At 66.2% G+C, this 24,972-nt stretch carries 24 protein-coding genes; 12 read left to right on the top strand and 12 right to left on the bottom strand.

From position 1 onward, the window contains the following. The first annotated feature begins 239 nt into the window (after nt 1-239). The 7 genes from A7D27_RS12825 to A7D27_RS12790 all read left to right on the top strand — a co-directional run bounded on the left by A7D27_RS12825 (nt 240) and on the right by A7D27_RS12790 (nt 9,175). Nucleotides 240-1,571 (top strand): MFS transporter, encoded by a 1,332-nt coding sequence (locus tag A7D27_RS12825; protein WP_069560982.1) that lies wholly within the window; start codon nt 240-242, stop codon nt 1,569-1,571. Continuing rightward, nucleotides 1,564-2,523, top strand: coding sequence for an amidohydrolase (locus A7D27_RS12820; protein WP_069565113.1), 960 nt, complete (start codon nt 1,564-1,566; stop codon nt 2,521-2,523). The genes A7D27_RS12825 and A7D27_RS12820 overlap by 8 nt, the downstream gene beginning before the upstream one ends. After that, entirely contained in the window at nt 2,520-3,536 is a 1,017-nt protein-coding gene (locus tag A7D27_RS12815; protein ID WP_069565112.1) for a 4-hydroxythreonine-4-phosphate dehydrogenase PdxA, read from the top strand. The genes A7D27_RS12820 and A7D27_RS12815 overlap by 4 nt, the downstream gene beginning before the upstream one ends. Before the next feature lie 365 nt (nt 3,537-3,901). Then, the gene (locus tag A7D27_RS12805) at nt 3,902-5,227 is read left to right on the top strand and encodes an MFS transporter (protein WP_083265622.1); all 1,326 of its coding nucleotides are present in this window, start codon (nt 3,902-3,904) and stop codon (nt 5,225-5,227) included. Nucleotides 5,228-5,251: 24 nt separating this feature from the next. After that, entirely contained in the window at nt 5,252-6,427 is a 1,176-nt protein-coding gene (locus A7D27_RS12800; protein ID WP_069565109.1) for an L-lyxonate dehydratase, read from the top strand. 53 nt (nt 6,428-6,480) lie between these two features. After that, complete coding sequence (gene araD1, locus A7D27_RS12795) at nt 6,481-7,467, top strand: AraD1 family protein (RefSeq protein WP_069565131.1); 987 nt, start codon at nt 6,481-6,483, stop codon at nt 7,465-7,467. A 124-nt stretch (nt 7,468-7,591) separates the two neighbouring features. Then, complete coding sequence (locus A7D27_RS12790; RefSeq protein WP_069565108.1) at nt 7,592-9,175, top strand: aldehyde dehydrogenase (NADP(+)); 1,584 nt, start codon at nt 7,592-7,594, stop codon at nt 9,173-9,175. A gap of 55 nt (nt 9,176-9,230) precedes the next feature. On the opposite strand, the gene A7D27_RS12785 is transcribed toward A7D27_RS12790, so the two are convergent. From A7D27_RS12785 to A7D27_RS12775, 3 genes are all read right to left on the bottom strand, one after another. Continuing rightward, a complete protein-coding gene (locus tag A7D27_RS12785; protein ID WP_069565107.1) occupies nt 9,231-10,082 on the bottom strand; it encodes a DMT family transporter in 852 nt (283 codons plus the stop codon). Further along, nucleotides 10,079-10,417, bottom strand: a complete 339-nt coding sequence (locus A7D27_RS12780) for a tRNA-binding protein (protein ID WP_069565106.1) — start codon at nt 10,415-10,417, stop codon at nt 10,079-10,081. The genes A7D27_RS12785 and A7D27_RS12780 overlap by 4 nt, the downstream gene beginning before the upstream one ends. Nucleotides 10,418-10,499: 82 nt before the next feature. Continuing rightward, on the bottom strand, nt 10,500-11,252 hold the full coding sequence (locus A7D27_RS12775) for an AraC family transcriptional regulator (protein ID WP_069565105.1): 753 nt from the start codon (nt 11,250-11,252) through the stop codon (nt 10,500-10,502). A 136-nt stretch (nt 11,253-11,388) separates the two neighbouring features. Here A7D27_RS12775 and A7D27_RS12770 point away from each other — a divergent pair, with 136 nt between their 5' ends. Continuing rightward, on the top strand, nt 11,389-12,219 hold the full coding sequence (locus tag A7D27_RS12770; RefSeq protein ID WP_069565104.1) for a UDP-2,3-diacylglucosamine diphosphatase: 831 nt from the start codon (nt 11,389-11,391) through the stop codon (nt 12,217-12,219). Further along, a complete protein-coding gene (locus tag A7D27_RS12765) occupies nt 12,216-13,262 on the top strand; it encodes a glycosyltransferase family 1 protein (protein ID WP_069560972.1) in 1,047 nt (348 codons plus the stop codon). Before A7D27_RS12770 ends, A7D27_RS12765 begins: the two co-directional genes overlap by 4 nt. A 544-nt stretch (nt 13,263-13,806) precedes the next feature. Here the strand turns inward: A7D27_RS12765 and A7D27_RS12760 are convergent. From A7D27_RS12760 to A7D27_RS12745, 4 genes are all read right to left on the bottom strand, one after another. Then, nucleotides 13,807-15,195, bottom strand: a complete 1,389-nt coding sequence (locus A7D27_RS12760; protein WP_069560971.1) for an adenylate/guanylate cyclase domain-containing protein — start codon at nt 15,193-15,195, stop codon at nt 13,807-13,809. A gap of 157 nt (nt 15,196-15,352) precedes the next feature. Continuing rightward, on the bottom strand, nt 15,353-15,670 hold the full coding sequence (locus A7D27_RS12755; protein ID WP_069560970.1) for an Mpo1-like protein: 318 nt from the start codon (nt 15,668-15,670) through the stop codon (nt 15,353-15,355). 117 nt (nt 15,671-15,787) lie between these two features. Then, nucleotides 15,788-16,450, bottom strand: coding sequence for a methyltransferase (locus A7D27_RS12750; protein WP_069560969.1), 663 nt, complete (start codon nt 16,448-16,450; stop codon nt 15,788-15,790). 75 nt (nt 16,451-16,525) lie between these two features. Beyond that, nucleotides 16,526-16,735, bottom strand: a complete 210-nt coding sequence (locus tag A7D27_RS12745; protein ID WP_069560968.1) for a cold-shock protein — start codon at nt 16,733-16,735, stop codon at nt 16,526-16,528. A 382-nt stretch (nt 16,736-17,117) separates the two neighbouring features. Here A7D27_RS12745 and A7D27_RS12740 point away from each other — a divergent pair, with 382 nt between their 5' ends. Further along, the gene (locus tag A7D27_RS12740; RefSeq protein WP_069560967.1) at nt 17,118-18,122 is read left to right on the top strand and encodes an AraC family transcriptional regulator; all 1,005 of its coding nucleotides are present in this window, start codon (nt 17,118-17,120) and stop codon (nt 18,120-18,122) included. A 62-nt stretch (nt 18,123-18,184) separates the two neighbouring features. Here the strand turns inward: A7D27_RS12740 and A7D27_RS12735 are convergent, their stop codons facing one another. Together A7D27_RS12735 and A7D27_RS12730 are read right to left on the bottom strand one after the other, a co-directional pair. Beyond that, entirely contained in the window at nt 18,185-19,639 is a 1,455-nt protein-coding gene (locus tag A7D27_RS12735; protein WP_069560966.1) for a TrkH family potassium uptake protein, read from the bottom strand. A 94-nt stretch (nt 19,640-19,733) separates the two neighbouring features. Further along, nucleotides 19,734-21,188, bottom strand: a complete 1,455-nt coding sequence (locus A7D27_RS12730; protein ID WP_069560965.1) for a TrkH family potassium uptake protein — start codon at nt 21,186-21,188, stop codon at nt 19,734-19,736. A 154-nt stretch (nt 21,189-21,342) separates the two neighbouring features. Between A7D27_RS12730 and A7D27_RS12725 the strand changes: the two genes are divergently transcribed. After that, complete coding sequence (locus tag A7D27_RS12725; RefSeq protein ID WP_069560964.1) at nt 21,343-21,714, top strand: YkgJ family cysteine cluster protein; 372 nt, start codon at nt 21,343-21,345, stop codon at nt 21,712-21,714. 53 nt (nt 21,715-21,767) lie between these two features. Continuing rightward, nucleotides 21,768-22,325: a nitroreductase family protein gene (locus A7D27_RS12720; RefSeq protein WP_069565103.1), complete on the top strand. Its 558-nt coding sequence runs from the start codon at nt 21,768-21,770 to the stop codon at nt 22,323-22,325. Between the two features lie 30 nt (nt 22,326-22,355). Here A7D27_RS12720 and A7D27_RS12715 read toward each other — a convergent pair whose 3' ends face one another. The 3 genes from A7D27_RS12715 to A7D27_RS12705 all read right to left on the bottom strand — a co-directional run bounded on the left by A7D27_RS12715 (nt 22,356) and on the right by A7D27_RS12705 (nt 24,972). Further along, a complete protein-coding gene (locus tag A7D27_RS12715) occupies nt 22,356-23,669 on the bottom strand; it encodes a sensor histidine kinase KdpD (RefSeq protein WP_069565102.1) in 1,314 nt (437 codons plus the stop codon). 70 nt (nt 23,670-23,739) lie between these two features. After that, nucleotides 23,740-24,171, bottom strand: coding sequence for a Spy/CpxP family protein refolding chaperone (locus A7D27_RS12710; protein ID WP_069565101.1), 432 nt, complete (start codon nt 24,169-24,171; stop codon nt 23,740-23,742). A gap of 123 nt (nt 24,172-24,294) precedes the next feature. After that, a complete protein-coding gene (locus A7D27_RS12705; protein WP_069565100.1) occupies nt 24,295-24,972 on the bottom strand; it encodes a response regulator transcription factor in 678 nt (225 codons plus the stop codon).

Here is a 24,972-nt window from a genome sequence, read left to right as displayed (position 1 = left end):
GCGAGTCTGCCCGCGTCCACTGAGTAAATCGCATACACCGATAGCCTGAGGTTATCGAATCGTTCTGCAGTGCGTGTTCGTGGAATCGGTAGCGGTGGCTTGAGCGATATCCAGGGGTGATAGGCCTATGAGGGGTTTTGATTGGACGGTAATAGCCCAGGGTTGAATAGTGCCTCTACACCGGTGGCCGACTCGAAGCGCCGGACCCTTACAAGAACGATAACGATGAGGTCTCCGCCATGGCTGATTCGAGCGCAACACCCCACCTGCACCCGTCGTCTGCCTCTACCGCCCCGGTGACCCACGCACATCCCACTAACGTGCGCTGGCGCATCTTCGCCCTCATCTTCGCCCTGACGGTGATCAACCTGGTCGATCGGGTTTCGCTGTCCATCGCCATGCCGGTCATCGCCGGTGAGTTCCAGCTCTCGCCGAGCATGCAGGGGTTGATCCTCAGCAGCTTCTTCTGGGCCTATGCGCTGTTGCAGATTCCCGGAGGCTGGATGATCGACCGCTATGGCCCACGCCGGGTCATTGCCTGGTCCACCGGCTTGTGGGGCACCTTCCAGACACTCGCCGCTTTCGCTACCGGTGGCTTGTCGCTGATCGTCGCCCGGGTCGCCCTGGGGGCAGCGGAGGCGCCTCTATTTCCCGCCGGCGGCAAGCTCAACTCCCTCTGGCTGGGCAGCGGCGAGCGAAGCCGGGGTGCCGTGCTGATGGATTGTGGCGGCCCGCTGGGCGTGGCCCTCGGCGGCCTGATCATCGCCTACCTGATCGCCGTACTGGGCTCCTGGCGCACGGCCTTCTTCATTGCCGGCATCGCCACCCTGGCCACCGGCTGGCTGGCCTGGCGCTACCTGCGTGACAACCCGGCCGAGCATCCACAGGTGAACCGGGCCGAACTGAACGTGATCAACGAGGGACGCAGCGTTCCGATGGCCGATGCGGCACACCATCACGTCCGTGGCCTGGGCATCGCCCATCGTTCGCTGGTCGGCATCCTGCTCGGTCGTGCCAGTTGGGCCATGGTCTTTTTCGGCCTGCTGACCTGGGGACCCAGCTACCTGGCCCAAGCCCGTGGCTTCGACATCAAGGGCATTGGTGCAGCCACCTTCGTGATCTTCCTGTGTGGCGCCGTCGGTTCGCTGGCCGGTGGCTTCTGCTGCGACCTGCTGATCCGCAAGGGCATGCGTCGCGGTCTGGCCGCCAAGGGCATGCTGAGCATCTCCGGCCTGGCCGCGCTGGGCGCCTTCCTGCTGTTGCCGAGCCTGAGCGATGCCTATCTGGCCGTCGGCCTGCTGTCGCTGACCGCCTTCTTCCTGATGTGGGGCAGCCTGTACTGGAGCTTCCCGGCATTGCTGGCATCGCCTGCACGGGTGGGGCTGATCGGCGGCGTGATGAACCTGGCCGGCAGCCTGGGCGGCATCGCCGTGCCCATTCTGGTTGGCCTGCTGGTGCAGCATGCCGGCGGCTATCCCGCGGTACTGGCCTTCTTCGCCCTGTGCTCGGCCCTGTTCATCGCCGGCACCCTGCTGATTTCCCTGGATGACACCGAGGTTTCCCATGGCTGAGCTGTACGACGGGCCGATCGTCGACGCCCATCACCATTTCTGGGACCCACAGCGCAACCACCACCCCTGGCTCTCCGGCGAACACTGCATCCCGTTCCGCTACGGTGACTACAGCGCCATCAAGCGCCGCTATTTCCCGGCGGACTACCTGGCCGATGCCGGCGAGCATCCGGTGGTGGGAACCGTGTACGTGGAGACCGAATGGAGCCCGCGCGACCCCATCGGCGAGACCGCCTTCATCCATGAGGTTGCCGCCCTGTATGGCGCGCCCAACGCCGTCGTTGCGCAAGCCTGGCTGGATGCCCCGGATGCTGCTGACGTGCTCGAAGCGCAGGCCGCCTTCGAACGGGTGCGCAGCGTGCGGCACAAGCCCGGTGGCCCGGCCTCACCCGAGGAAGTCGGGGCCTGCCGCACGCTGATGAGCGACGAACGCTGGCGTCAGGGCTATGCCGGACTGGCGCGGCACGGGCTGCACTTCGATCTGCAGACACCCTGGTGGAACCTGCACGAGGCCATCGCACTGGCCCGCGACTTCCCCGCAACCCGGATCATCCTCAACCATGCCGGTCTGCCGTCCGATCGCAGCGAGCAGGGTTTGGCCGCCTGGCATGCGGCCATGGCCAGCCTGGCCGAATGCGCCAACGTCGCCGTCAAGGTGTCCGGCATCGGCCTGCCCGGCAGGCGCTGGAGCGTGGCGGACAACGCCTGGATCGTGCGCGAGACCATCGCCATGTTCGGCTCCGAGCGGGTGATGTTTGCCAGCAACTTCCCCGTCGACAGCCTGTGCGGCTCGTTCGACGACATCTACGGCGGCTTCAAGCGCATCGTCGCCGACCTGCCGCTGGCCCAGCAGGAACAGCTTTTCTGCCGCAACGCACGGCGTATCTACCGCACCGTGCCCGATGCGATCCGCCTGGATGACGCATCGGCCGACCTGAGGACTCATGCATGAACAAAGCCCCCCTCCCACGCCTGGCCATGGTGCTGGGCGACCCCGCCGGCATCGGCCCCGAACTGATCGCCCGCCTGCTTGCCGAGCCCGAGGTAAGGCGCACGGCCCATGTGCTGCTGATCGCCGATGAAGCGGAACTGCGCCGAGGCATGGACATCGCCGGGCAGTCCTTCACCTACCGCCTGATCGACTCGACAGAAGCCCTGGCCTTCGCCGACGACACGCCGCTGCTGCTGCCCTTCCGGGGGCGTGCCCAGGGCGACTTTCCACGTGGCCAGGCCAGCGTGATCGGAGGCCAGTACAGCCTCGACACCCTGGAGCAGGCCTTGCGCCTCACCGCTGATGGCGTCACCGACGCGATACTTTTCGGCCCCCTGAACAAGACCTCGTTGCACATGGCGGGCATGGATCACAGCGATGAGTTGCACTGGTCCGCCGACTACCTCGGCTTCGACGGCCCGTTCTGCGAGTTCAACGTGCTCGACGACCTGTGGACGTCGCGGGTGACCTCCCATGTCGCGTTGGCCGAGGTGCCTGGACTGATCAGCCGGGAACGGGTGGTGGAGGCGATCCGCCTGATCGATACCGCTCTCAGGCGCAATGGCCTGGACAAGCCACGCATCGGCGTCTGCGGCCTCAACCCGCACAACGGTGACAACGGCAGTTTTGGTCGCGAAGAGCTGGACATCATCGGCCCGGCTGTCGAGCAGGCACGTGCCGAGGGGATCGAGGCGCTCGGTCCGTACCCGGGCGACACCATCTTCCTCAAGGTGCAGGGTGACAGCCGAGCCTTCGACGCGGTGGTGACCATGTACCACGACCAGGGCCAGATCGCGATCAAGCTGATGGGGTTCTCCCGCGGCGTGACCGTGCAGGGCGGCCTGCCGATCCCGATCACCACGCCAGCGCACGGCACGGCGTTCGACATCGCCGGGCAGGGCACGGCCAATGTCGGTGCCACCCGCCAGGCATTCGAGATCGCCTGCCGCATGGGCCGGAAACCGCGTCACTGAGCCACCCCCTGCCGCTGCCGCAACAACAGTAAAAGGAGCCGTTCACGGCTATCCATCGCAAGCACCCGCAGCCTGTGCTGCCGGGTGAAGGGGAGGGCTTTGCCCATGAGCCTGTGATCCTGCTTGCCGAAGATGGCCATGCGTTGCCGAAGACCCAGGGGCGCCTCATCGATAACGGATGAAAGGCTATGCGGCGCCAACTCATTTCCTGGGGTTATCACTGGATGTGCAGAAGTGATTATTCGCTACCCCGGTGACTGACTAGAGTCGGCGTCGTGACAGAGCCCAGAGGTCTAGCCGAGTACCTACAAGAAGCCTGCGATGACGCCCGGCAAGGTGCTCATCGGTATTGCAAGGACATGACCATGACTCGATCTGCCGTGTTGTCCGAAACGCTCATTTCTGCAATCGCCAAGAGCCGCCTGCGGCTGTTGCCCTTCCTCATCCTGATGTACGTGCTGGCGTTCATCGACCGTGCCAACGTTGGCTACGCCCGCAGTGTGCTGCAGGCCGACACCGGCCTCAGTGACGCGGCCTTCGCCTTCGGGGCCGGCATTTTCTTCGTCGGCTACGCCTTCTTCGAAGTCCCCAGCAACCTGATGTTGCATCGTCTCGGTGCGCGGGTCTGGCTGTGCCGGATCATGGTCACCTGGGGCCTGGTCTCGGCAGCCATGATGTTTGCCAACGACGCCCTGACCTTCTATGTGCTGCGTTTTCTGCTGGGGGTCGCGGAGGCCGGTTTCTTCCCCGGCATCATCCTCTATCTCACCTACTGGTTCCCGGAGCGTAGCCGTGGGCAAGCGCTTGGTCTGTTCTATTTCGGCTTGCCCCTGGCGCTGCTGGTGGGCGGTCCGCTGTCGGGCTGGCTGCTGGAGTTCCACGGCGTATTCGGCCTGACCAACTGGCAGTGGCTGTTCGTCGTCGAGGGTTTGATGGCCTCGGCGGTGGGAGTCGCCACCTACTTCTACCTGGTCGACCGTCCTCGTGATGCCCGCTGGCTCAATGCTGAAGAGAAGGCCGCACTCGAAGCCTGCCTGGCCGAGGAGGATGCGGGAAAGCGCGAGCACAGCCCCCGTGGGTTCCTCAGTGCCCTGCGTGACGGCCATGTACTCCGGTTCTGCCTGGTGTACTTCACGGTGCAGATGAGTGTGTACGGTGTGGTGTTCTACCTGCCGACCCGGATCGCCAGTTTCCTTGATGGTCACGTTGGCCTGGGCGTGGGGTTGCTGACCGCGATTCCCTGGCTTTGCGCCCTGGCAGTCACTCGCCTGGTGACCTGGCAGGCCGACCGTACCGGCCAGCATCGCCGCGTCGCCGCCATCATGCTGGCCATGGCTGCGGGGGGCATTGCGGCCTCGGCCCTCAGCCCGACCCTGCCTCTGGTGGTGATTGCCTTCTGCTTTGCCGCGGCTGGGTTCGTTGCCGTACAGCCGCTGTTCTGGACCCTGCCCACCGGCTACCTGAGCGGTGCCGCAGCAGCCAGTGGCATCGCCCTCATCAACTCCCTGGGCAACCTGGGGGGCTTCGTTGCCCCGAACCTCAAGACTGCCATGGAGACGTTTTTTGCCGACCCTCGTGCCGGCATGTTCGCCCTGGCTTTGGTGGGCTTGCTCGGCGCCGGGCTGATCCTCCGCCTCAATACCCTCAAACACAGGTACTCGCCGGTTCCGCAAGCGGTTCGTACTCCCTGACCCACCATGCAAGGAGCTGTAAGCATGAAAATAAAGTCCGTCCGTACCCGTGTCTTCGAATGGAAGGGCAAGGTCGTTCCACCCCAGCCCCACTTCTGCACCAACGCCAGCGACCTCCTTTTCGAGCGTGGCGATGCCATGGGCTCGTTCCGTTTCCACGGCTGGCTGGTGGTCGAGATCGAGACCGATAACGGCATCGTCGGCATCGGCAACTGCGCCCTGGCTCCGCGTGTAGCGAAGGAAATCATCGACCTCTACCTGGCCCCCATCTGCATCGGTGAAGACCCGTTCGACAGCGAGTACATCTGGCAGAAGATGTACCGCCGCACTCACGCCTGGGGCCGCAAGGGCATCGGCATGGCGGCCATCTCGGCTGTCGACCTGGCGATCTGGGACATCATGGGCAAGGCCGTGGGCAAGCCGGTGTTCAAGCTGCTGGGCGGCCGCACCAAGGAGAAGATCTGGACCTACGCCTCCAAGCTGTACGCCAACGACAACCTCGACCTGTTCCTGGAAGAGGCCCAGGGCTACCTGAACCAGGGCTTCACCGCGCTGAAAATGCGTTTCGGCTACGGCCCCAAGGACGGCCCGGCGGGTATGCGCCGCAACATCGAGCAGGTGCGTGCGCTGCGTGAGCTGGCGGGGCCGGACATCGACATCATGCTCGAGTGCTACATGGGCTGGACCCTGGAATATGCACGGCGCATGTTGCCGAAGCTGGCTGAGTTCGAGCCGCGCTGGCTGGAAGAGCCAGTGCTTGCCGACGACATCGAAGGCTACATCGAGCTGAAGAAGATGGGGGTCATGCCGATCTCCGGTGGCGAGCATGAGTTCACCGGTCATGGTTTCAAGGACTTGCTCGAACGCCGTGCGGTGGACGTCATCCAGTACGACACCAACCGGGTTGGCGGCATCACCGCCGCACGCAAGATCAACGCCATGGCCGAAGCCTGGTCGGTGCCGGTCATCCCCCATGCCGGGCAGATGCACAACTACCACCTGACCATGGCCAGTACCGCCTCGCCGATGGCCGAGTTCTTCCCGGTGTTCGACGTCGAGGTCGGCAACGAGTTGTTCTACTACGTCTTCAAGGGCGAGCCACAACCGATCAACGGCTACATCCAGCTCGATGACGACAAGCCGGGTCTGGGCCTGGAGATTTCCGAGGAATACCTCAAGGACTTCAACATCATCGAATGACCGCAGTGGCGCAGCCGGCTGGCGGCGCCCTCAGCATCGAAGGAGAAACCCAGATGCGGCTGATTCAATTCGAAAACCAGGCGGGACAACGCCAGGTGGGCGTCATCGAAGGCGCCCAGGTACAGGTGGTACGCGGCGTGAGCAGCATGCGCGAGTTGGGTTTGGCGGCGATTCGTGCCGGCCATGGCCTGGCGGCGGAAGTGGACGCACGCGGCGGCGACGCCGGCCCGGATTATGCCGGCCTGCTGGCAGCCGGTCAGGTACTGCCGCCGCTGGACCATGACGACCCGGCACATTGCCTGATCAGTGGCACCGGCCTGACCCACCTGGGCAGCGCTGCCACGCGAGACAAGATGCACCAGCAGGACGAGGCCAGCCTGACCGACACCATGCGCATCTTCAAATGGGGCCTGGAGGGCGGCAAGCCTGCGAGCGGTACGGTCGGTGCGCAACCGGAGTGGTTCTACAAGGGCGATGGCAGCATCGTCGTGCGACCCGGCGCCGATTTCCCGGTGCCGGAGTTCGCCGAGGACGCGGGCGAGGAGCCCGAGCTGGTCGGCCTCTACCTGGTCGGTGACGATGGCCGGCCCTATCGGCTGGGCTACGCCCTGGGCAACGAGTTCTCCGACCACGTCATGGAGCGCCGCAACTACCTGTACCTGGCACATTCCAAGCTGCGCTACTGCGCCTATGGCCCGGAGCTGCGCGTCGGCGAGCTGCCGCGCAACCTGCGTGGCCACAGCCGCATCCTGCGGGGGGGCGAGGTGCTCTGGGAGCGCGAGTTCCTTTCCGGTGAGGACAACATGTGCCACAGCCTGGAGAACCTTGAGTACCACCACTTCAAGTACGCGCAGTTCCTTCGGCCGGGGGACGTGCATGTGCATTACTTCGGCACCGCGACGCTGTCGTTCGCTGACGGTATCAAGGCGGTGCCGGGCGATACCTTCGAGATCGCTCTGGATCTCTTCGGTGCGCCGCTGCGCAACGGCATCACACACAAGCCCATCGGCTTGCAGCCCGGGCAGGTCAGCGCGCTCTGAGCTGTCGCCACGCGCCGCTGCACAACGGTGGCGCGTGTCTTCTCTCAGCCTGCGGAGCGCTCGACTCCACCCCGCCGTTACCCACGGCGGTCGTTCGTGATCCCATTCGCTCTAGGAGCCCCTGATGACTGGCAGACTCGGTCACAACTACATCGCCGGGCGGCGCAGTGCCGCCGGACACATCCGCCTGCAGAGCCTGGACGCCACCACAGGCGAGGCACTGCCGGGAGCCTTCATCCAGGCCACCGAAGCCGAGGTGGCGGCTGCCGCTGAAGCCGCCGCCCTGGCCTTTCCCTCGTACAGCAAGCTCGATCCCAGGCACCGTGCCGAATTCCTCGACGCCATCGCCGATGAACTCGATGCGCTGGGTGATGACTTCGTTGCCATTGTCTGCCGTGAAACGGCGTTGCCGGCTGCCCGTATTCAGGGTGAGCGGGGCCGTACCAGTGGCCAGTTGCGGCTGTTCGCCTCGGTGCTCAGACGCGGCGATTTCCATGGCGCACGCATCGACCGTGCCTTGCCTGCGCGTACACCACTGCCGCGCCCGGACCTGCGTCAGTGCCGGCTGGGGGTCGGTCCGGTCGCGGTCTTCGGCGCCAGCAACTTCCCGCTGGCGTTCTCTACGGCTGGTGGTGACACCGCTGCTGCACTGGCAGCCGGCTGTCCGGTGGTGGTCAAGGCCCACAGCGGCCACATGGCCACCGCCGAATGGGTGGCCGATGCCATCCTGCGTGCGGCTGACAGGACCGGTATGCCTGCCGGTGTGTTCAACATGATCTATGGCGGTGGTGTCGGCGCCGCGCTGGTGCAGCACCCGGCGATCCAGGCGGTCGGCTTCACCGGCTCGCTCAAGGGGGGACGTGCCCTGTGCGACCTGGCAGCGGCGCGCCCGCAGCCGATCCCGGTGTTTGCCGAAATGAGCAGCATCAACCCGGTGGTGCTCCTGCCGCAGGCGCTGCAGGCACGCGGCGAGCGCATTGCCGCCGAGCTGGCGGCTTCAGTGGTGCTGGGAGGTGGCCAGTTCTGTACCAAGCCGGGTCTGGTCATCGGCATCCGCAGCGTGGCGTTCAGTGATTTCGCCGCCTGCCTGGGCGATGCCATTGGCAGCCAGTCGGCTCAGACGATGCTCAATGCCAGTACCTTGCGCAGCTATGCCCATGGTGTGGCTGCCTTGCTGGCACACCCTGGCGTGCGCCACCTGGCGGGCCGGCCCCAAGCTGGCCAGCAGGCACAGCCCCAGGTGTTCCAGGCTGATGTCAGCCTGCTGTTGCACGGTGATGCTCTGCTGCAGGAGGAAGTCTTCGGGCCCGCCACCGTATTGGTCGAAGTGGCCGATCGTGCCGAACTGCAACAGGCACTGCAGGCCCTGCACGGACAGCTCACCGCCACGCTGATCGCCGACGAGCAGGATCTGGACGGGTTTGCCGATCTGGTGCCGTTGCTCGAACGCCAGGCCGGCCGCCTGCTGCTCAATGGCTACCCGACCGGTGTTGAGGTGTGCGATGCGATGGTGCATGGCGGGCCTTATCCGGCGACATCGGATGCCCGGGGTACGTCGGTGGGGACACTGGCGATCGACCGCTTCCTGCGCCCGGTGTGCTACCAGAACTACCCGGACAGGTGGCTGCCTGCTGCGTTGCAGAATGCCAACCCGCTCGGTATCCAGCGCCTGGTGGATGGCCGGCCGAGTCACGACCCGATCCCTTGACCGGGTGCACGGGGCACTCCTGCGGAGCTGCCCCGTGCCGTCGAGCCTGATCGGTTCAGTGCTTCATCCGGGCCGGGACGAAGACCGCACCGATGATCAGCACGCCGCCCACCAGCATCCGCAGGGACGGCTCCTCACTGAACAGCCACCAGGCGAAGGCAATACCGTAGACCGGCTCCAGGGCGAAGATCACCGCAGTGGTCCGTGCCTTGAGCACCTTCAGGCTGGCCACGAACAGGCTGTGGGCGAGGCCGGTGCAGAGCACGCCGAGCAGGCCGATCCACAGCCAGTCCAGTGCGCGGGGTTCGGGCAGGACCGGCCATACCGGCAACACCAGCAGCCCGACGATGGTGAGGTTCTGCCAGAGCGCGGCGTGTACCGGGTCCAGACCCCGGGTGGTGGCACGGTTGAGCAGCGACAGCAGGGCGAACAGCAAGCCGGAGAGCACGGCGGCGATCAGCCCCTGGGTGGCATCGCTGGCCAGGTCGAAATCCGGCGTCACCAGCACCAGGCCGATGCTCACCAGGGCCACCACCAGCACCTCGCGCAGGTGGATGCGTTCGCGGAACAGCAACGCCTCCAGCAACAGGGTGAAGGCCGGGAAGCTGGCAAAGCCGAGGGTGGCGATGGCCACGCCGCCCACCTTCACCGCCTGGAAGAACAGCACCCAGTGCCCGCCCAGCAGCAGGCCGCCCAGCAGCAGCGCGGGCAGTTGGCGTGGCCCAGGCCGTGCGCCGCGGTCGCCGCCGACGAAGCGGGCGAACAGCGCCAGGGCGAGGACGGCAAACGCCGCACGGCCGAAGGTGATCATCATCGGCGAGGTTTGCGCCAGCTTGCCGAAGATGCCGGAGAGGCCGAACAGCAGGGCGCCCAGGTGGATGGCGAGCAGGGCGTTGCGCGGCGTCATGCCAGGCGTGCGCCGTTGGGCAGGGGCTTGTCGAAGCTGGCCAGCACCACCTTCCCCTCGGCGTCATAGACGCCGGTGACCAGCACCTCGGAGCGGACGCCGGCGACGCGCTTGGGGGCGAAGTTGCAGACGCACAGCACCTGCCGGCCCACCAGGTCTTCGGCGGCGTAGTGGGCGGTGAGCTGGGCGCTGGAGGTCTTCAGGCCCAGTTCGCCCAGGTCCACCTCCAGCACGTAGGCGGGCTTGATGGCCTTGGGGTTGGGCTGGGCGGAGCGGATGGTGCCGACGCGCAGGTCGACGTGCAGGAAGTCTTCCCATTCGATGGTGGTGGTCATGCTGATCCCCAGTGAAACGATGGCGGCAGTCTAGAGGCTCGTGCCGCCGATGTCTGTCGCGGGGCTCGCGGGCTTTGTCGCGCTACTCGCGCTGGCGGCGCAGGGCGCGGGGCGTGGTGCCGAGGCCACGGGAGAGGGCGGCGGTGAAGGCACTCTGGGAGCTGTAGCCGACCCGGGCGGCGATCTCGCCCACCGGCAGGTTGCTCTCCAGCAGCAGGCGGCGCCCCTGCAGCAGGCGGCGGGTGCGCAGGTAGTCCATGGGTGTCTGCCCGGTGGCGTCGAGGAAGCGGCGGTGGAAGTGCGCCACCGAGAGCCCGCAGAGGCGCGCCAGGTCGGCGACCTGCAGCGGGCGGTCGAGGTGCTGGTCGAGGTGGGCGTCCAGGACGGCTAGGGGCAGCTCGTCGAGTGCTTCGCATGGGCCGGCAGGCGCTACCAGGCTGGCCAGCAGCAGGCCGACGCCCTGGTTGGCGATCACCGTATCGTTGATCGGGCTGGTGGCCAGCCAGCCCACCAGTTGGCTCTGGTTCGGGTCCAGGCGCAGGGCGCCGGGGCGCTCCAGCAGGCGCCGGCCGGCGTCGTAGTGATGGCCGAGGGTGTGCTTCAGCCAGGCATCGTCGGGCACGTCCAGCACCAGGCACAGGCTGCCGCGCGGGCTGCCGCAGGCATGGTGTTCGCCGGGCGGAACCACCGCCAGGTGCTGGCGCTCGACGCGGGTGCCCAGGCTGCCCACTTCAAAGTCCAGGCTGCCGCTGAGGCCGAACACCAGTTGGGCGTGGTCGTGGCTGTGGGCAAGCAGGTCGTGGGTGTAGCGGCGCAGGCTCAGCATCGGCTTCATTGGGGCGGTCCTCGGCGAGGCGGCCAGTCTACCTGCTGGCGGTAGCGGCCGCAGTGTCATCGTTCTGCAGCCTGCCGGTCATCTGCACTTCACCACTTCCGCGCAATATCCGTAAAACGCCGCTGGAGGCTACACGATGAGCAGTGTCGAACGCCTGGAGCCGGTTGACCCGGCGCGTCCCCGCAAGCAGCGGGTGAGAACCCTGTGGATCTCCGACGTGCACCTGGGCACACGTGACTGCCAGGCCGAGCATCTGGCGCGTTTCCTCAAGCGCCACCACGCCGACCGCATCTACCTGGTGGGCGACATCATCGATGGCTGGAGGCTGCGCGGCGGCATCTACTGGCCCCAGGCGCACACCAACGTGATCCGCCGTCTGCTGACCATGAGCAAGCGCGGCACCGAGGTGATCTACGTCACCGGCAACCACGACGAATTCCTGCGTCGCTATTCCAGCCTGATGCTCGGCAACATCCAGTTGGTGGACGAGGCGATCCACGAGACCGCCGATGGCCGTCGCCTGCTGGTGATCCACGGTGATCAGTTCGACGTCATCACCCGCTACCACAAGTGGCTGGCCTTCCTCGGCGATTCGGCCTACGAGTTCACCCTGACCCTGAACCGCTGGCTCAACCACTGGCGCGAGCGCTGGGGCTACGGCTACTGGTCGCTGTCGGCCTTTCTCAAGCACAAGGTGAAGAGTGCGGTGAACTTCATCAGCGACTTCGAGGAGTCCATCGCCCACGAATGCGTCAAGCGCGGGCTGGACGGTGCCGTGTGCGGCCACATCCACCATGCCGAGATTCGCCGGGTGGGGGAGGTGGAGTACATGAACTGCGGTGACTGGGTGGAGTCCTGCACGGCGCTGATCGAGCACTGGGACGGCACCATCGAACTCTATCGTCTGGCCGAGGACCAGGCGCGCCAGGCTGAGGCCCGTACACCGGCGCTCGAGTCCGCCGCATGAGAATCCTTGTCGTCAGTGATGCCTGGGCACCCCAGGTCAACGGCGTGGTCACCAGCCTGCAGGCATTGGTGGCCGAACTGCGCGGGCTCGGCCACCTGGTCAAGCTGCTGTCACCGCGGGACTTCCGCGCCGTGCCCTGTCCCACCTACCCGGAGATTCCGCTGGTGTGGGACCTGTGGCGGGTGGGGGCGGCGATCCGCGACTTCCGCCCGGACTGCGTGCACCTTGCCACCGAGGGCCCGCTGGGCTGGGCAGCACGGCGCTGGTTGATGAAGCGTGGCCTGGCCTTCTCCAGCGCGGTGCATACACGTTTCCCCGAATACGTGCATACCCGCTGGCGGCAGGTCCCGCTGGCCTGGGGGTACACGCTGCTGCGTGCCTTCCACCGCCCCAGCCAGACGGTGCTGGTGACCACCGAGCGCTTGCGCGAGGAGCTGGGCGGCCACGGGCTGACGCGGCTTTCGCTGTGGCGCAAGGGTGTGGACAGCACTTGTTTTCATCCCCGGTCGGAGATACCCAGGCCGCTGCGCCCGGTGTTCCTCTATGTCGGGCGTATCGCCCCGGAGAAGAACCTGCGGGCTTTCCTCGATCTGGATCTGCCGGGTGAGAAGTGGCTGGTGGGCGATGGTCCGCAGCGCGAGGAACTGGAGGCGGCCTATCCCCGGGCGCGCTTCCTCGGCTACCGCCATGGCGAGGCGCTGGCCGAGGCCTATGCGTCGGCCAGCGTGCTGGTGTTCCCCTCGCGTACCGACACCTATGGGCTGGTGATGCTGGAGGCCCTGGCCTGCGGCACGCCGGTGGCGGCTTTCCCCGTGCCGGGGCCGCTGGACGTGCTGGAGGCGGGCGTCACCGGGGTGATGGACGAGGACCTGGAAGGCGCCTGCCTGCGGGCGCTGGAGCTGGACCGTGGTGTCTGCGCCGAGCGGGCGGCACGGCTGTCCTGGCGGGCGTCGGCGCTGGAGTTCCTGGCCCGGCAGCCCCTGCTGGACGGGGAGCTGTGCGGCGAGGGCATGGCAGAGCCAGGGGTTCAAGGCGCGTCGTAGTGGGACGTGCGCCGTGCTGGCAAAGGTTGATCGCGAACGAATCCGCTCCCACTGGGTGCTGCTGCCAGGTGGGTTGGGACATTTCCGGCTGCTACGTACGGGGCATCGATGCGGTTCGCTGAGCTCACCGCATCCTACGGACCGGCCCTGTGTGCCTTGGCCAGTACGTAGGGTGGGATGGCGCCTTTTCCATCCACCCATGGCGTTCGTCGTGACCCCGCATGGTGGACCGGTGAAGCGCGGTCCACCCTTCGTTCTGCCAGGTGGGTTGGGGCATTCCCGTAGGGTGGGCTTCAGCCCACGCTGGCCACCGCTGGTGGGTTGAAACTCACCCTACATGGCCTACACGTTCGGGGCATCGATGCGGTTCGCTGAGCTGACCGCATCCTGCGGACCAGCCCTGTGCACCTTGGCCATTGGAGGTGTGGGGGCTGTTTCAACCGCGAATCCCCGCGCCATGGCTGATCGCTAACAAAATTGATTGGACGCTGGGCGCTGCCATGAGCAAGGCCGCCCTGGGGCGGCCTTCGGGTGACCCTTTCGGTCAGAGGATGACCTTGTCGCGCAATTTCTCGGCGGCGGCCTGCAGGGCCTGGATGACCTTTTCCTTGTCGTAGTTCTGGATGCCGTTGGTGTCCAGGTACATGGAGAAGCCCGGCAGTTCGTGCTCGACGTAGCTGGAGGTGGCGCCCAGGTCGCGGCGGAAGTCGACCACCTGGTAGATCTGCACCGGGCGGGCGAAGCCCTTGACGCTGATCTGGCCTTTGTCGCGGCACATGATCACGTCCTTCACCAGCGAGTAGGTCTCGTGGGAGATGAGGATCTCGCCGGCTTCGGAGGCGCTTTCCAGGCGGCTGGCGAGGTTCACGTCGCGGCCGATGATGGTGTAGTCCATGCGCGTGTCGGCGCCGAAGTTGCCCACGGTGCAGTAGCCGGTGTTCAGGCCCATGCGGATTTCCAGGGGCTTGGTGATGCCCTGGGCCCGCCACTGCTGGCGCAGCACCTTCATGTGTTTGCGCATGGCGATGGCCATGGACACGGCGGCCACGGCGTCCTTCTTGGCGCCCTGGGTGGTGGGGTCGCCGAAGAACACCATGACGCAGTCGCCGACGAACTTGTCGATGGTGCCGCCGTACTTGAGGGCGATCTTCGACATTTCGTTGAGGTAGTTGTTGAGCAGGTCGGTCAGCGCCTCGGCTTCCAGTTCCTCGGACAGCTCGGTGAAGCCCTTGATGTCGGAGAAGAACACGGTGAGCTTCTTGCGCTGGGTCTCCAGGCGCACGTGGCGTTTGCCGCTGAAGATCATCTCCCAGACCTGGGGCGACAGGTACTTGGCGAGGTTGCGGGCCAGGCGCGCAGCCTTTTCCTGCTCCTGCTTGATCTCGCTGCGCGCCAGCGCCAGGCGCAGGCCCTGCTGGTGCACGAAGAAGGCGGTGATACAGACGTAGAGCGTGGTGAAGCAGATGCTGACGAAGGCCACCAGCGTGGGGGTGCCGGTCTTCAGGTCGGGGTGGGCGATCACGGTGGTCAGCACCGTGCCACTGGCGGCCACCAGCAGGGCCAGGCCGAGGTGGCGCAGGCCGCCGACGATCAGCGCGCTGAAGGCCAGCGTCAACATGAACATCAGGCTGGGCACGGTGGAGAACCCCAGCAATGCGGCGCCGCAGCCGGCGTGCAGGGCGTCGAGGAAGAGCAGCACCAGGTGGGTCTTTTCGGGGTGTTCGCGCTTGAAGCGCAGGCTCAGGTGGTGGGCCAGGTGCGGGTAGAGCAGGGCGTAGGGGACCATCCACAGCACGTCGAAGCCGAAATGCTGGGTGTAGCTGCCGGCGGCGATGGTGGCGGCGGTGGCGATGTAGGCGAGAACGCGGGAGTAGTATTCGCGCAGGGGTAACGTCGGAAGACTGCTGGGCCGATCGGTGGAGGCTGACTTCATTGTTGCGACGATCCCTGGTGGTTTTCTGGCACTCGCTGGAGCGCCCGCCAGCTTGCAAGACCTGAGCCAGCATGACGGGTGTGGATCATAACCAAGTGCCAGTATGGCGGCCAAGCGGGGCCGCCGAACGGCGAAGGGATCGGGGTAGTCGGCAGCCCTAGAAGCGGATGCGGCCGGTGAAGGCGTCCTTGAGCATCACCCAGTCGCCCATCAGGCTGTACAGCGGGTACTTGAAGGTGGCCGGACGGTTCTTCTCGAAGACGAAGTGGCCGACCCAGGCGAAGCCATAGCCGGCCAGCGGCATGGCCAGCAGCCACAGCCACTGCTGGGTGACCAGGGCATAGCCGAGGATGGCCAGCACCAGCAGGCTGCCGACGTAGTGCAGGCGGCGGCAGACGCCGTTGCTGTGCTCCTGCAGGTAGTAGGGATAGAACTCGGCGAAGCTGTTGAAACGCTCGGCGGGCAGGCTGCTCATGGCGGTCTCCTTCTTGTTGTGTGCCGGGGAGTGTAGGTGGCGCGCCTCCCACGGCCAGTGACAATGAGTGCCAGTTTAGTATCCCGTTGCGCCGCCCTGCCGGGCGCGCAGACGGCTTCAGGCCGGCGTCGCTTCGCGGTTGTAGTGCAGGTAGGAGCCCTTGAATCGTTCGCCATTGGCCAGCAGGCAGTCCGCCTGGGAGATGACGATGTCGTAGCCGAGCTCGGTCATTTCGTCGTGGAAGGGCTGCGTGTCCTGCCGGTTGGGGTCCACCAGCAGCACTTCGACCGAGCGCGCGGAATGGCGGTCGATGAAGTCGGCCAGGTCTTCCTGGTTGTCGTCGTCGTAGAGCAGGTCGCTGCCGATGATCAGGTCGAACTGGCCGAAGCTGTCGGCACCGGCCCAGTCGCAGGTTTCGTAGCGCATGGGGGGCAGGTCGTTGAGGCGCAGGTTCTCGGCGAGGAAGGTGGGGATCAGCGGGTGGATGTCGCTGGCGGTCATGTCGCCGCCGCGCTGGTGGCCTACCAGGCTGGCCAGGCCCAGGCCGGCGCCCACTTCCAGCACCCGCAGCCCTGTGAGGTCGCGCCGGGCGATGGCCTGGGCGAGTACCTCGCCAGCCGGCCACACCTGGCCGAACAGTGCCCAGGTGCTCTCGGTGATGCCGAGGCTGGCAGCTTCGCCTGCAGGGTCATGGAACTGTTCGGCATCCAGCAGCGACTGCACGTGGAAGTCGCGGCCGCCCACCCTAAAGGTGGTGGTCTTGATCAGGTAACCCGGCATGTCGATGTGCTCGCTGGAAAAATGGAGTGCAAAAAAAAGCCCCGGAAAACCGGGGCTTTCTTCGAGAGGGGGTCTTCAGACCACCTGAACCTGCTCGGCCTGCAGGCCTTTCGGGCCTTTGGCGACCATGAAGCTCACTTTCTGACCTTCAGCGAGGGACTTGAAGCCGGTGCTTTCGATCGAGCGGTAGTGAACGAATACGTCCGGACCTTCCTGGGGGGTGATGAAGCCGAAGCCTTTTTCATCGTTGAACCATTTGACGGTGCCGAGTTGACGATTGGACATGATGTATCTCCAGGGAAATAAAAAGGGGCATCGACGCCGGACTGTCCGGGTCGAGACTGAGAACGAAAGCGAAGTAAGCCGAGGAGATGGAAAGATGGGAATCGTTACATCAGGTCAGAAATCGCAATGACACGTTGCATCCAGTGGCGACACCATACACCCATTGTGGAAATAACCCAGGTTTATTTTGTGGAATCACTCGAAAAGGTGTCGCTGGAATGGCCGGAAGCCACGTCTGGCAAGGCTTTCAGGGCATCCTGTTTTTTGTCGGTTCATGGCCCGGAAAGCCGGGCGTGCCGAACCTGACAAAGCCGGGCCGGGGTGAGTATCCTTCCTCGCCGGGCCCTGTCGGGCCTTTCTCCCACCCGAACAAGAAGGCGCCATGAGCGAACGTACCACTTCCTCCAGTTGGGCCCTGGGGATCGTGCAGGCCCTGGAAATGGGCGGGGTCGATTGTCGCCGCCTGTTCCCCGAACTGGGACTCGACTACGCCGCTCTCTTCGACGCGGACGCGCGCTTCCCTCAAGACGGCATGACCCGCCTGTGGCTGCGGGCGGTGGAGCTGTCGGGCAACCCGGCCATCGGGCTGAATATGGCCAAGGTGGTGCGGCCGGCCTCATTCCATGTGGTGGGTTATGCGCTGATGTCCAGCCGCACGCTGAACGAGGGTTTCGCCCGCCTGGTGCGTTACCAGCGGATCATCGCCGAGGGGGCGGACCTGAGCTTCCGGCCGACTCCGGAGGGCTACGAACTGCGGCTGGCGATCCACGGTGATCGGCTGCCTCCGGCGCGGCAGAGTGCGGAAGCTTCGATGGCCTATTGCCTCGCCTTCTGCCGCTGGATGACCGGGCGCGCCATCAATCCGCTGGAGATCCGCTTCCAGGGGCCGGCCCCGGCGGACGTCGAGCCCTATCGGCAGGTGTTCCAGGCGCCCCTGCGTTTCGGTGCCGAGCACTATGCGCTGCGTTTCAGCCGGGCCGACATGGATACGCCGCTGCCCACTGCCAACGAGTCCCTCGCGCAACTGCATGACCGTTTTGCCGGGGAGTACCTGGCGCGCTTCGCCGGCAGCCGGGTGACCCACCTGGCCCGCCAGGTGCTCTGCCGCCTGCTGCCCCAGGGCGAACCCAAGCGTGAAGTGGTGGCCAGCGCCTTGCACCTGTCCCAGCGCACCCTGCAGCGGCGTTTGCAGGAGGAGGGCACCCGTTTCCAGCAACTGCTCGATGACACCCGCCGCGAGCTGGCCGAGCAGTACCTGGCGCAGCCGAACCTGACCCTGCTGGAAATCGCCTACCTGCTGGGTTTTGCCGATCCGAGCAATTTCTTTCGTGCCTTCCGCCGCTGGTTCGACGCCACGCCGGGCGAGTACCGCGCGCGTCTGCAATGACGCTCGATGACTGCCGGGGCGCCAGGGGCGGCCTCAGTCGCCCATCGGCCGAGCGCGCTGGTTCAATGCCTCCAGAAATACGGCGTGCAGATCACCAGCACGGTGATGATCTCCAGCCGCCCCAGCAGCATGCCCAGAGACAGCAACCACTTGGACCCGTCAGGCAGGGTGGAGAAATTGCCCGACGGGCCGATCACCTCGCCCAGACCCGGGCCGACGCCGGAGACGGTGCTGGCTGCGCCGCTGAGGGCGGTGATCCAGTCCAGCCCCTGCAGCGACAGGCCCAGGGCGATCACGCAGATGGTGATGGTGAAGAAGAACGAGAAGGTGAGGATCGAGCGGACGATCTCCTCGTCCAGGCGGTGGCCGTTGTACTTCTGTTTGATCACCGCGCGGGGGTGGATGAGCTGGTACAGGTTGGCCTTGAGCAGAATGTAGGCCACCTGGAAACGGAAGATCTTCACCCCGCCGGCGGTGGAGCCGGAGCAGCCGCCGATGAAGCCCAGGTAGAAGAACAGCATCAGCGAGAAGTTGCCCCACAGGCTGTAGTCGCCCAGGGCGAAGCCGGTGGTGGTGAGGATCGAGGTGGTGTTCACCGCCACGTGGCGCAGTGCGTCCAGCCAGTGCAGGTCGGTGGTGGCCCAGTACCAGGTGCCCAGCACCAGCCAGATCATCAGCAGCAGGCCGAGGAAGCCGCGCACCTGGTCATCGCGGAACAGTGCCTTGCGGTTGCCCCGCAGGGTGGCGACGTAAAGGGCAAAGGGCAGGCTGCCGAGAATCATCACCACCACCGCCACCCAGTGCACCGCCGGCTGCTGCCACTTGGCCAGGGACTGGTCGGAGGTGGAGAAACCACCGGTGGAGATGGCCGACATGGCGTGGTTGACCGCGTCGAAGGCGTTCATCCCGGCCAGCCAGAACGCCAGGGTACCCACCAGGGTGAAGCCGACGTACACCGCGACGATGTACTTGGCCACCATGTGCGAGCGCGGCATGACCTTCTCCGAGCGGTCGGAGGATTCGGTCTGGAACAGGCGCATGCCGCCGATGCGCAGCAGCGGCAGGATCGCCACCGCCATGCCGATGAAGCCGATGCCACCCAGCCAGTGCAGCAGCGAGCGCCAGATGAGGATGCCCTGCGACATGCTGTCCAGCCCGCTGAGCACCGTGGCACCGGTGGCGGTGATGCCGGACATGCTTTCGAAGAAGGCGTCGGTGTAGCTGATGTGCTGGGTGAGCAGGAAGGGCAGGGCGGCGAAGATGCCCACCACCACCCAGCTAGAGACGGTCAGCAGGTACATGTCCCGGGGGCGCAGGTGGGCCTGTTCCGGACGCCCGGGGATCACCAGGCCAAGCCCGGTGATGAAGGTGGCCAGGCTCGACCAGACAAAGGCGTGGATGTCCTGCGGGCGGTCGTAGGCGATCACGGTGATGACCGGGATGACCATGCTGATCGCCAGGGTGATCAGGAAGATACCGATGATGAAGCCGATCAAACGCAGGGTCGGCAAAGCCATGGGGCGTGCTCGGTCTGGATGAATGAGGGCGCCATTCTAGCGACGTGCCGCCGCCTGTCCACGGGCGCCTGATTCAGGTGTAGTCGATCCCGGCTCAGTGTTTCCAGAAACCCCGGGTGAACAGCACCAGCACGGTGAGGATTTCCAGCCGGCCCAGCAGCATGCCGATGGTCAGTAGCCATTTGGCCGAGTCCGGCAGGGTGGAGAAGTTTCCGGCCGGGCCAATGGTCGGGCCCAGACCCGGTCCCACGTTGCACACGGCGGTGGCGGCGCCGGTGAGGGCGGTGGTCCAGTCCAGGCCCACCAGGCACAGGCCCAGGGCGATCGCCCCGATGGTGATGGTGAAGAAGAAGGAGAAGGTGATCAGCGAGCGGACGATCTCTTCGTCGATGTTGTGCCCGTTGTACTTCTGGCGGATTACTGCGCGGGGGTGTACCAGTTGCTTGAGGTTGGTGCGCAGCATCACCAGTGCCACCTGGAAGCGGAAAATCTTCAGTCCGCCGGAGGTGGAGCCGGAGCAGCCGCCGACGAAGGTCAGGTAGAAGAACAGCATCACCGAGAAGCTGCCCCACAGCGTGTAGTCGCCCAGGGCGACGCCGGTGGTGGTGACCACCGAAGTGACGTTGACCGCGACGATGCGGAAGGCGTCCGGCCAGCTGTAGTCGGAGTTGAGCCACAGCCAGGTGCCGAAGAACAGCCAGGTCGCCACAAGGAAGCCGACGAAGCCGCGCACCTGGTGGTCCCTCAGCAGGGCCTTGCGGTGCCCGCGCAAGGTGGCGACGTAGAGGGTGAAGGGCAGGCTGCCGGCCATCATCACCACCACCGCGACCCAGTGCACGGCCGGCTGCTTCCAGTTGGCGATGGAGTTGTCCGAGGTGGAGAAGCCGCCGGTGGAGATCAGCGACATGGCGTGGTTGGCCGCGTCGAACGGGGTCATGCCGGCGAGCCAGAAGGCCAGGATGCCCAGCAGTGTCAGGGCGATGTACACCACCAGGATGTACTTAGCCACCATGTGCGAGCGCGGCATGACTTTCTCACCCCAGTCCGAGGACTCGGTCTGGAACAGGCGCATGCCGCCGATGCGCAGCAGCGGCAGGATCGCCACCGCCATGCCGATGAAGCCGATGCCACCGAGCCATTGCAGCATCGAGCGCCACAGCAGCAGGCCTGGTGAGGCATGGTCGAGTCCGGTGATGACGGTGGAGCCGGTGGTGGTGATGCCCGACATGGTCTCGAAGAAGGCGTCGGTGTAGCTGATGTGCTGGATCAGCACCATCGGCAGCGCGGCGAAGATGCACACCACCACCCAGCTGGCGGTGGTGAGCATGTACATGTCCCGCGGGCGCATGTGCAGGTGCTCCGGGCGCCCCGGGGCCACCAGGGCCAGGCCGACGATGAAGGTGATCAGGCTGGACCAACTGAACGCACCGATGTCGTCGGTCCGCTCGAACGCGAGCACGGCCAGCATCGGCACCACCATGCTGACCGCCAGCGTGATGAGGAACAGGCCGATGATGAAACCGATGGTGCGCAGCGTGGACAGGGCCATGGGAGAGTCGGTCGAGGACGGGAGGGCGGCATTCTACTGGCCTCTTTCGCTGCTGTGAAACACTCCGCATCCGGGGTCTTTACAGGGCAAGGGCGCTGAATAGAATGGCCGGCCAGGTGCCGGCCCGTGCCGGTTTTCTGAGCCTCCTCTCCAAATGTCCGCTGACAATCCCTGCCTTACGTGCGGCGCCTGCTGCGCGCACTTTCGTGTGTCCTTCTTCTGGGGTGAATGCCAGTCCGCCGGTGGTGTCGTGCCGGATGATCGGGTCGTCCAGGTCAGTCACCATCTGGTTGCCATGCTCGGTACCGAGAGCCGGCCGGTGCGCTGCATCAGCCTGATGGGCGAGGTGGGTTGCGGCGTGCGCTGCACCACCTACGAGCAGCGTTCCAGCACCTGCCGGGAGTTCACGGCCTCCTGGGAGGATGGCCAGCACAACCCCCACTGCGACAAGGCGCGCGCAGCCTATGGCTTGCCTCCGCTGACGCCACCGCTGCAACCGCGCGTGAGCCCTGACCGGGTGGCCTGAGCGGGGCGGGATATCGGCTAGAATGCCGGCTTCCCGAACTCAGGAGGTGGCCGATGGAGGCTCTCGACGCTCTGCTCAACCGTGTATCCCTGGCCCGGCTGCAGGAGCCCGCACCGAACGCAGTCCAGCGTGATTACCTGTTCCGTGCGGCCCTGCGTTCGCCGGACCATGGCTACCTGCGCCCCTGGCGCTTCCTCACCATCGAGGGTAGTGCCCGCGAGAAGCTCGGCGAGCTGTTCGCCTCTGCCGTGCTGGCCAAGGACCCGGCCGCCCCCGAGGCGGCTCTGACCAAGGCCCGGGGCATGCCGCTGCGTGCGCCGTTGCTGGTGGTGGTGGTGGCGCGTCTGCAGGCCGGCCACAAGGTGCCGGAGTCGGAACAGTTGTTGTCTGCCGGGTGCGCGGCCCACGGCATCCTGCTGGCGGCCCACGCGCAGGGCCTGGGGGCCATCTGGCGCACCGGCGACATGGCCTATGACCGCACCGTCGCTCAGGGGCTGGGCCTGGCGGACAACGAGCAGGTGGTGGGCTTCCTCTACCTCGGCAGCGTCGAGGGCGAGCGCCGGGCTGCGCCGGAGCTGGCGCCGACGGACTTCGTCAGCACCTGGGGCTGATCAGCGGCCCGTTGATAGCGAGGCCGCCGATCAGGCAGTCGGCAATGACAGGGTGGCGATGAAGCCGCCCTGTGGGTGATTGGCCAGGGTCAGGCTACCGCCGTGGCGCTCCACGGCGCGGCGGGCGATGGCCAGGCCAAGGCCATGCCCGGCGCCACTCTGGTTCGGCGCGCGGAAGAAGGGCTCGCCTAGTTGGGCCAGGTGATCGGCGGCGACACCAGGGCCGTGGTCGCGCACGCTGATCGTCAACTGCTGGGGCAGCGCCTTTACCTCGATCTCCACCGCTTGCCCGGCCGGGCTGAAGCGCAGGGCGTTGCGCAGCAGGTTGTCCAGCGCGCGCTCCAGCATGTCCGGCCAGCCATTTAGCTGCGGTTTGCCTTCGCAGTGGATACGCACCTCCTGCTCGGGCACCAGCAGCCGGGCGTCTTCCCTGAGTTTCTCCAGCAGAGGCCGGAGCGCGATGGCGTGGCGTGCGCCGGGTTCGGCATCGAGGCGGGCGAGGGCGAGAATCTCGCTGATCAGCGCCTCCAGCCGGTCACACTCCTGGGCCAGTCGTGGCCAGAGCCTTTCACGCTCCGCTGCGGGTGCCCGTTCGGCCAGGGCCAGCGCCACCCGCAGGCGGGCCAGGGGCGAGCGCAGTTCGTGGGAAACGTCGCGCAGCAGTTGCCGCTGGCTGCCGATGAGCCCCTGCAGGCGCTGGCCCATGCGGTTGAAGTCACCGGCCAGGACACCCAACTCGTCCCGTCGTCGTGACAGGCGAGACAGGCTGTCCTGCTGGTAGGCGGTCTGCCCCAGGTCATGCACGGCGCTGCGCAGGCGGCCCAGGGGGCGGGTGATGGAGAGGGTGAGCATCAGGCTGAACAGCGTCAGCACCACCAGGGCGATGCCCAGGGCGCTGAGGGGCCAGAACAGGCTGCCACGGTGCCAGGCCTCCAGTTCCGGGAAGGGGATGCGGTAGATCAGCAGGAAGTTCTCGCCACTGCGCGGGCTGGTGTACTCCTCGGTGATGCGGCGCCACGGCAGGTGACCGTCGTGCTGGCGCGCTTCGAAGGCGGCGGCGCGGGGTGGGAAGGTGCCGCGCACCACGGGCTGGCCGTTGTCGTTGAGGATCTGCACGTCGATGCGGGCGCGGCGCTTGAACTGTTCGAGGAAGCGTTGGGCCTCGCCACGGCCGTTGACCTCGTAGCGCTGCACGAGGCTCTCTGCCAGGCCCTGCAACGCAGGGTGGCGGCTGAGGATCCAGGCATCCTGGTTCAGTGCGCGGCCAAGCAGCAGGGAGAGGCCGGCGACCAGGGCCAGAGCCAGCCAGAAGGCGCCGAGGATGCGCCAGAACAGTGAACGCACGGGGTGCTCCTTTCAACGACGAAACCCACCCGGTGGACGCCGGGTGGGTTCGATGACCGGTTACGGTCGGTTACTGGGCCTTCTGGGCGCGCTGGGCCTTCCAGGCCTCGAATTCGGCGCGCTCGGCGCGGCGTTCGTCCATCTTCTTCACTTGGGCGTCGAAGTCCTTCTGCTGCTCCGGGGTCAGCAGAGCGCGGATGTCGGCGCGGTTCTTGTCTTCGCTGGCCTTGATCTCGGCCTCCATGGCCTTGCGTTCGGCCTCGGGCAGCTTGTCCAGGTACTTGCGGGTGATGTCCTGGCGGGCCTTCATGCTTTCGCCCATCAGCTTGCCGACCTTCTGGCGCTGCTCGCGGGTCAGGTCCAGCTCCTTGAACAGGTGCGGGCCACCGTGGCCACCTGGGCCGCCGAAGCCCGGCTCGCCACGCGGGCCGCCTTCGGGCATGGCCATGGCGACGGTGGGCAGGGCGGCTGCGAACAGCAGGGCGGCGATAGTCTTGCGCATGGTCTGTCTCCTTGTCTCTTGAGCCGGCCGGTTGCCGGATGAGCCCAGTCTAGGGAGCGCAAGGTCAAGGGCGGTCAGCCCTGGGTAAAGCTTGGGTAAAGGATCGTGCAGGTGGGGTGCAGGTCAGACGGCGTAGTAGTAGCCCCGGCTGCGCAAGGCGACGATGCGCGGGCGGCCGTCAGCGTGGGGGCCGAGCTTCTTGCGCAGGTTGCTGACGTGCATGTCCAGGCTGCGGTCGTACAGGGTCAGCTTGCGACCCAGAGCCAGTTGCGCCAGCTCCTGCTTGTCCAGCGGTTCGCCAGGCTGGCGCAGCAGGGCTTCCAGCAGGCGGCCTTCGGAGAGGGTGAGGCTGACTTCGTGAGCCCCTACGCTGACAACGCCGCGAATCGGGCTGTAGCACAGGTCGCCCAGCTCCAGTTGGCTGGACTGAGAAGGCCCCTGGCTGCGCCGTAGCACGGCGCGCAGGCGGGCAGTCAGCTCGCGGGGGTCGCAGGGCTTGGCCAGGTAGTCGTCGGCGCCCAGCTCCAGGCCGAGGATGCGGTCCAGGGGTTCGCCCCGGGCCGACAGCATTACCACCGGCAGTTCGGGGTGGTCGCTGCGCAGTTGCTTGAGCAGCTCCAGCCCGCTGCCGTCGGGCAGCATCACGTCCAGCACCACGGCGGCGGGGGTGTGGCCCGCCAGCGCGGTGCGCGCGGAGATGCCGTCGTGGCACGCCCGGGCGCTGAAGCCCTCCTGGGAGAGCCAACTGATCAGCAGCTCGCAGAGATCCTGGTCGTCGTCGATAAGCAGCAGTTCGCTCAT

This window comes from Pseudomonas sp. 1D4, from assembly GCF_001728925.1.
In the GTDB taxonomy this organism is placed as follows: Bacteria; Pseudomonadota; Gammaproteobacteria; order Pseudomonadales; family Pseudomonadaceae; genus Metapseudomonas; species Metapseudomonas otitidis.
Note: the sequence above shows the minus strand (reverse complement) of the source record. Positions and strands in the feature narration are given on the sequence as shown.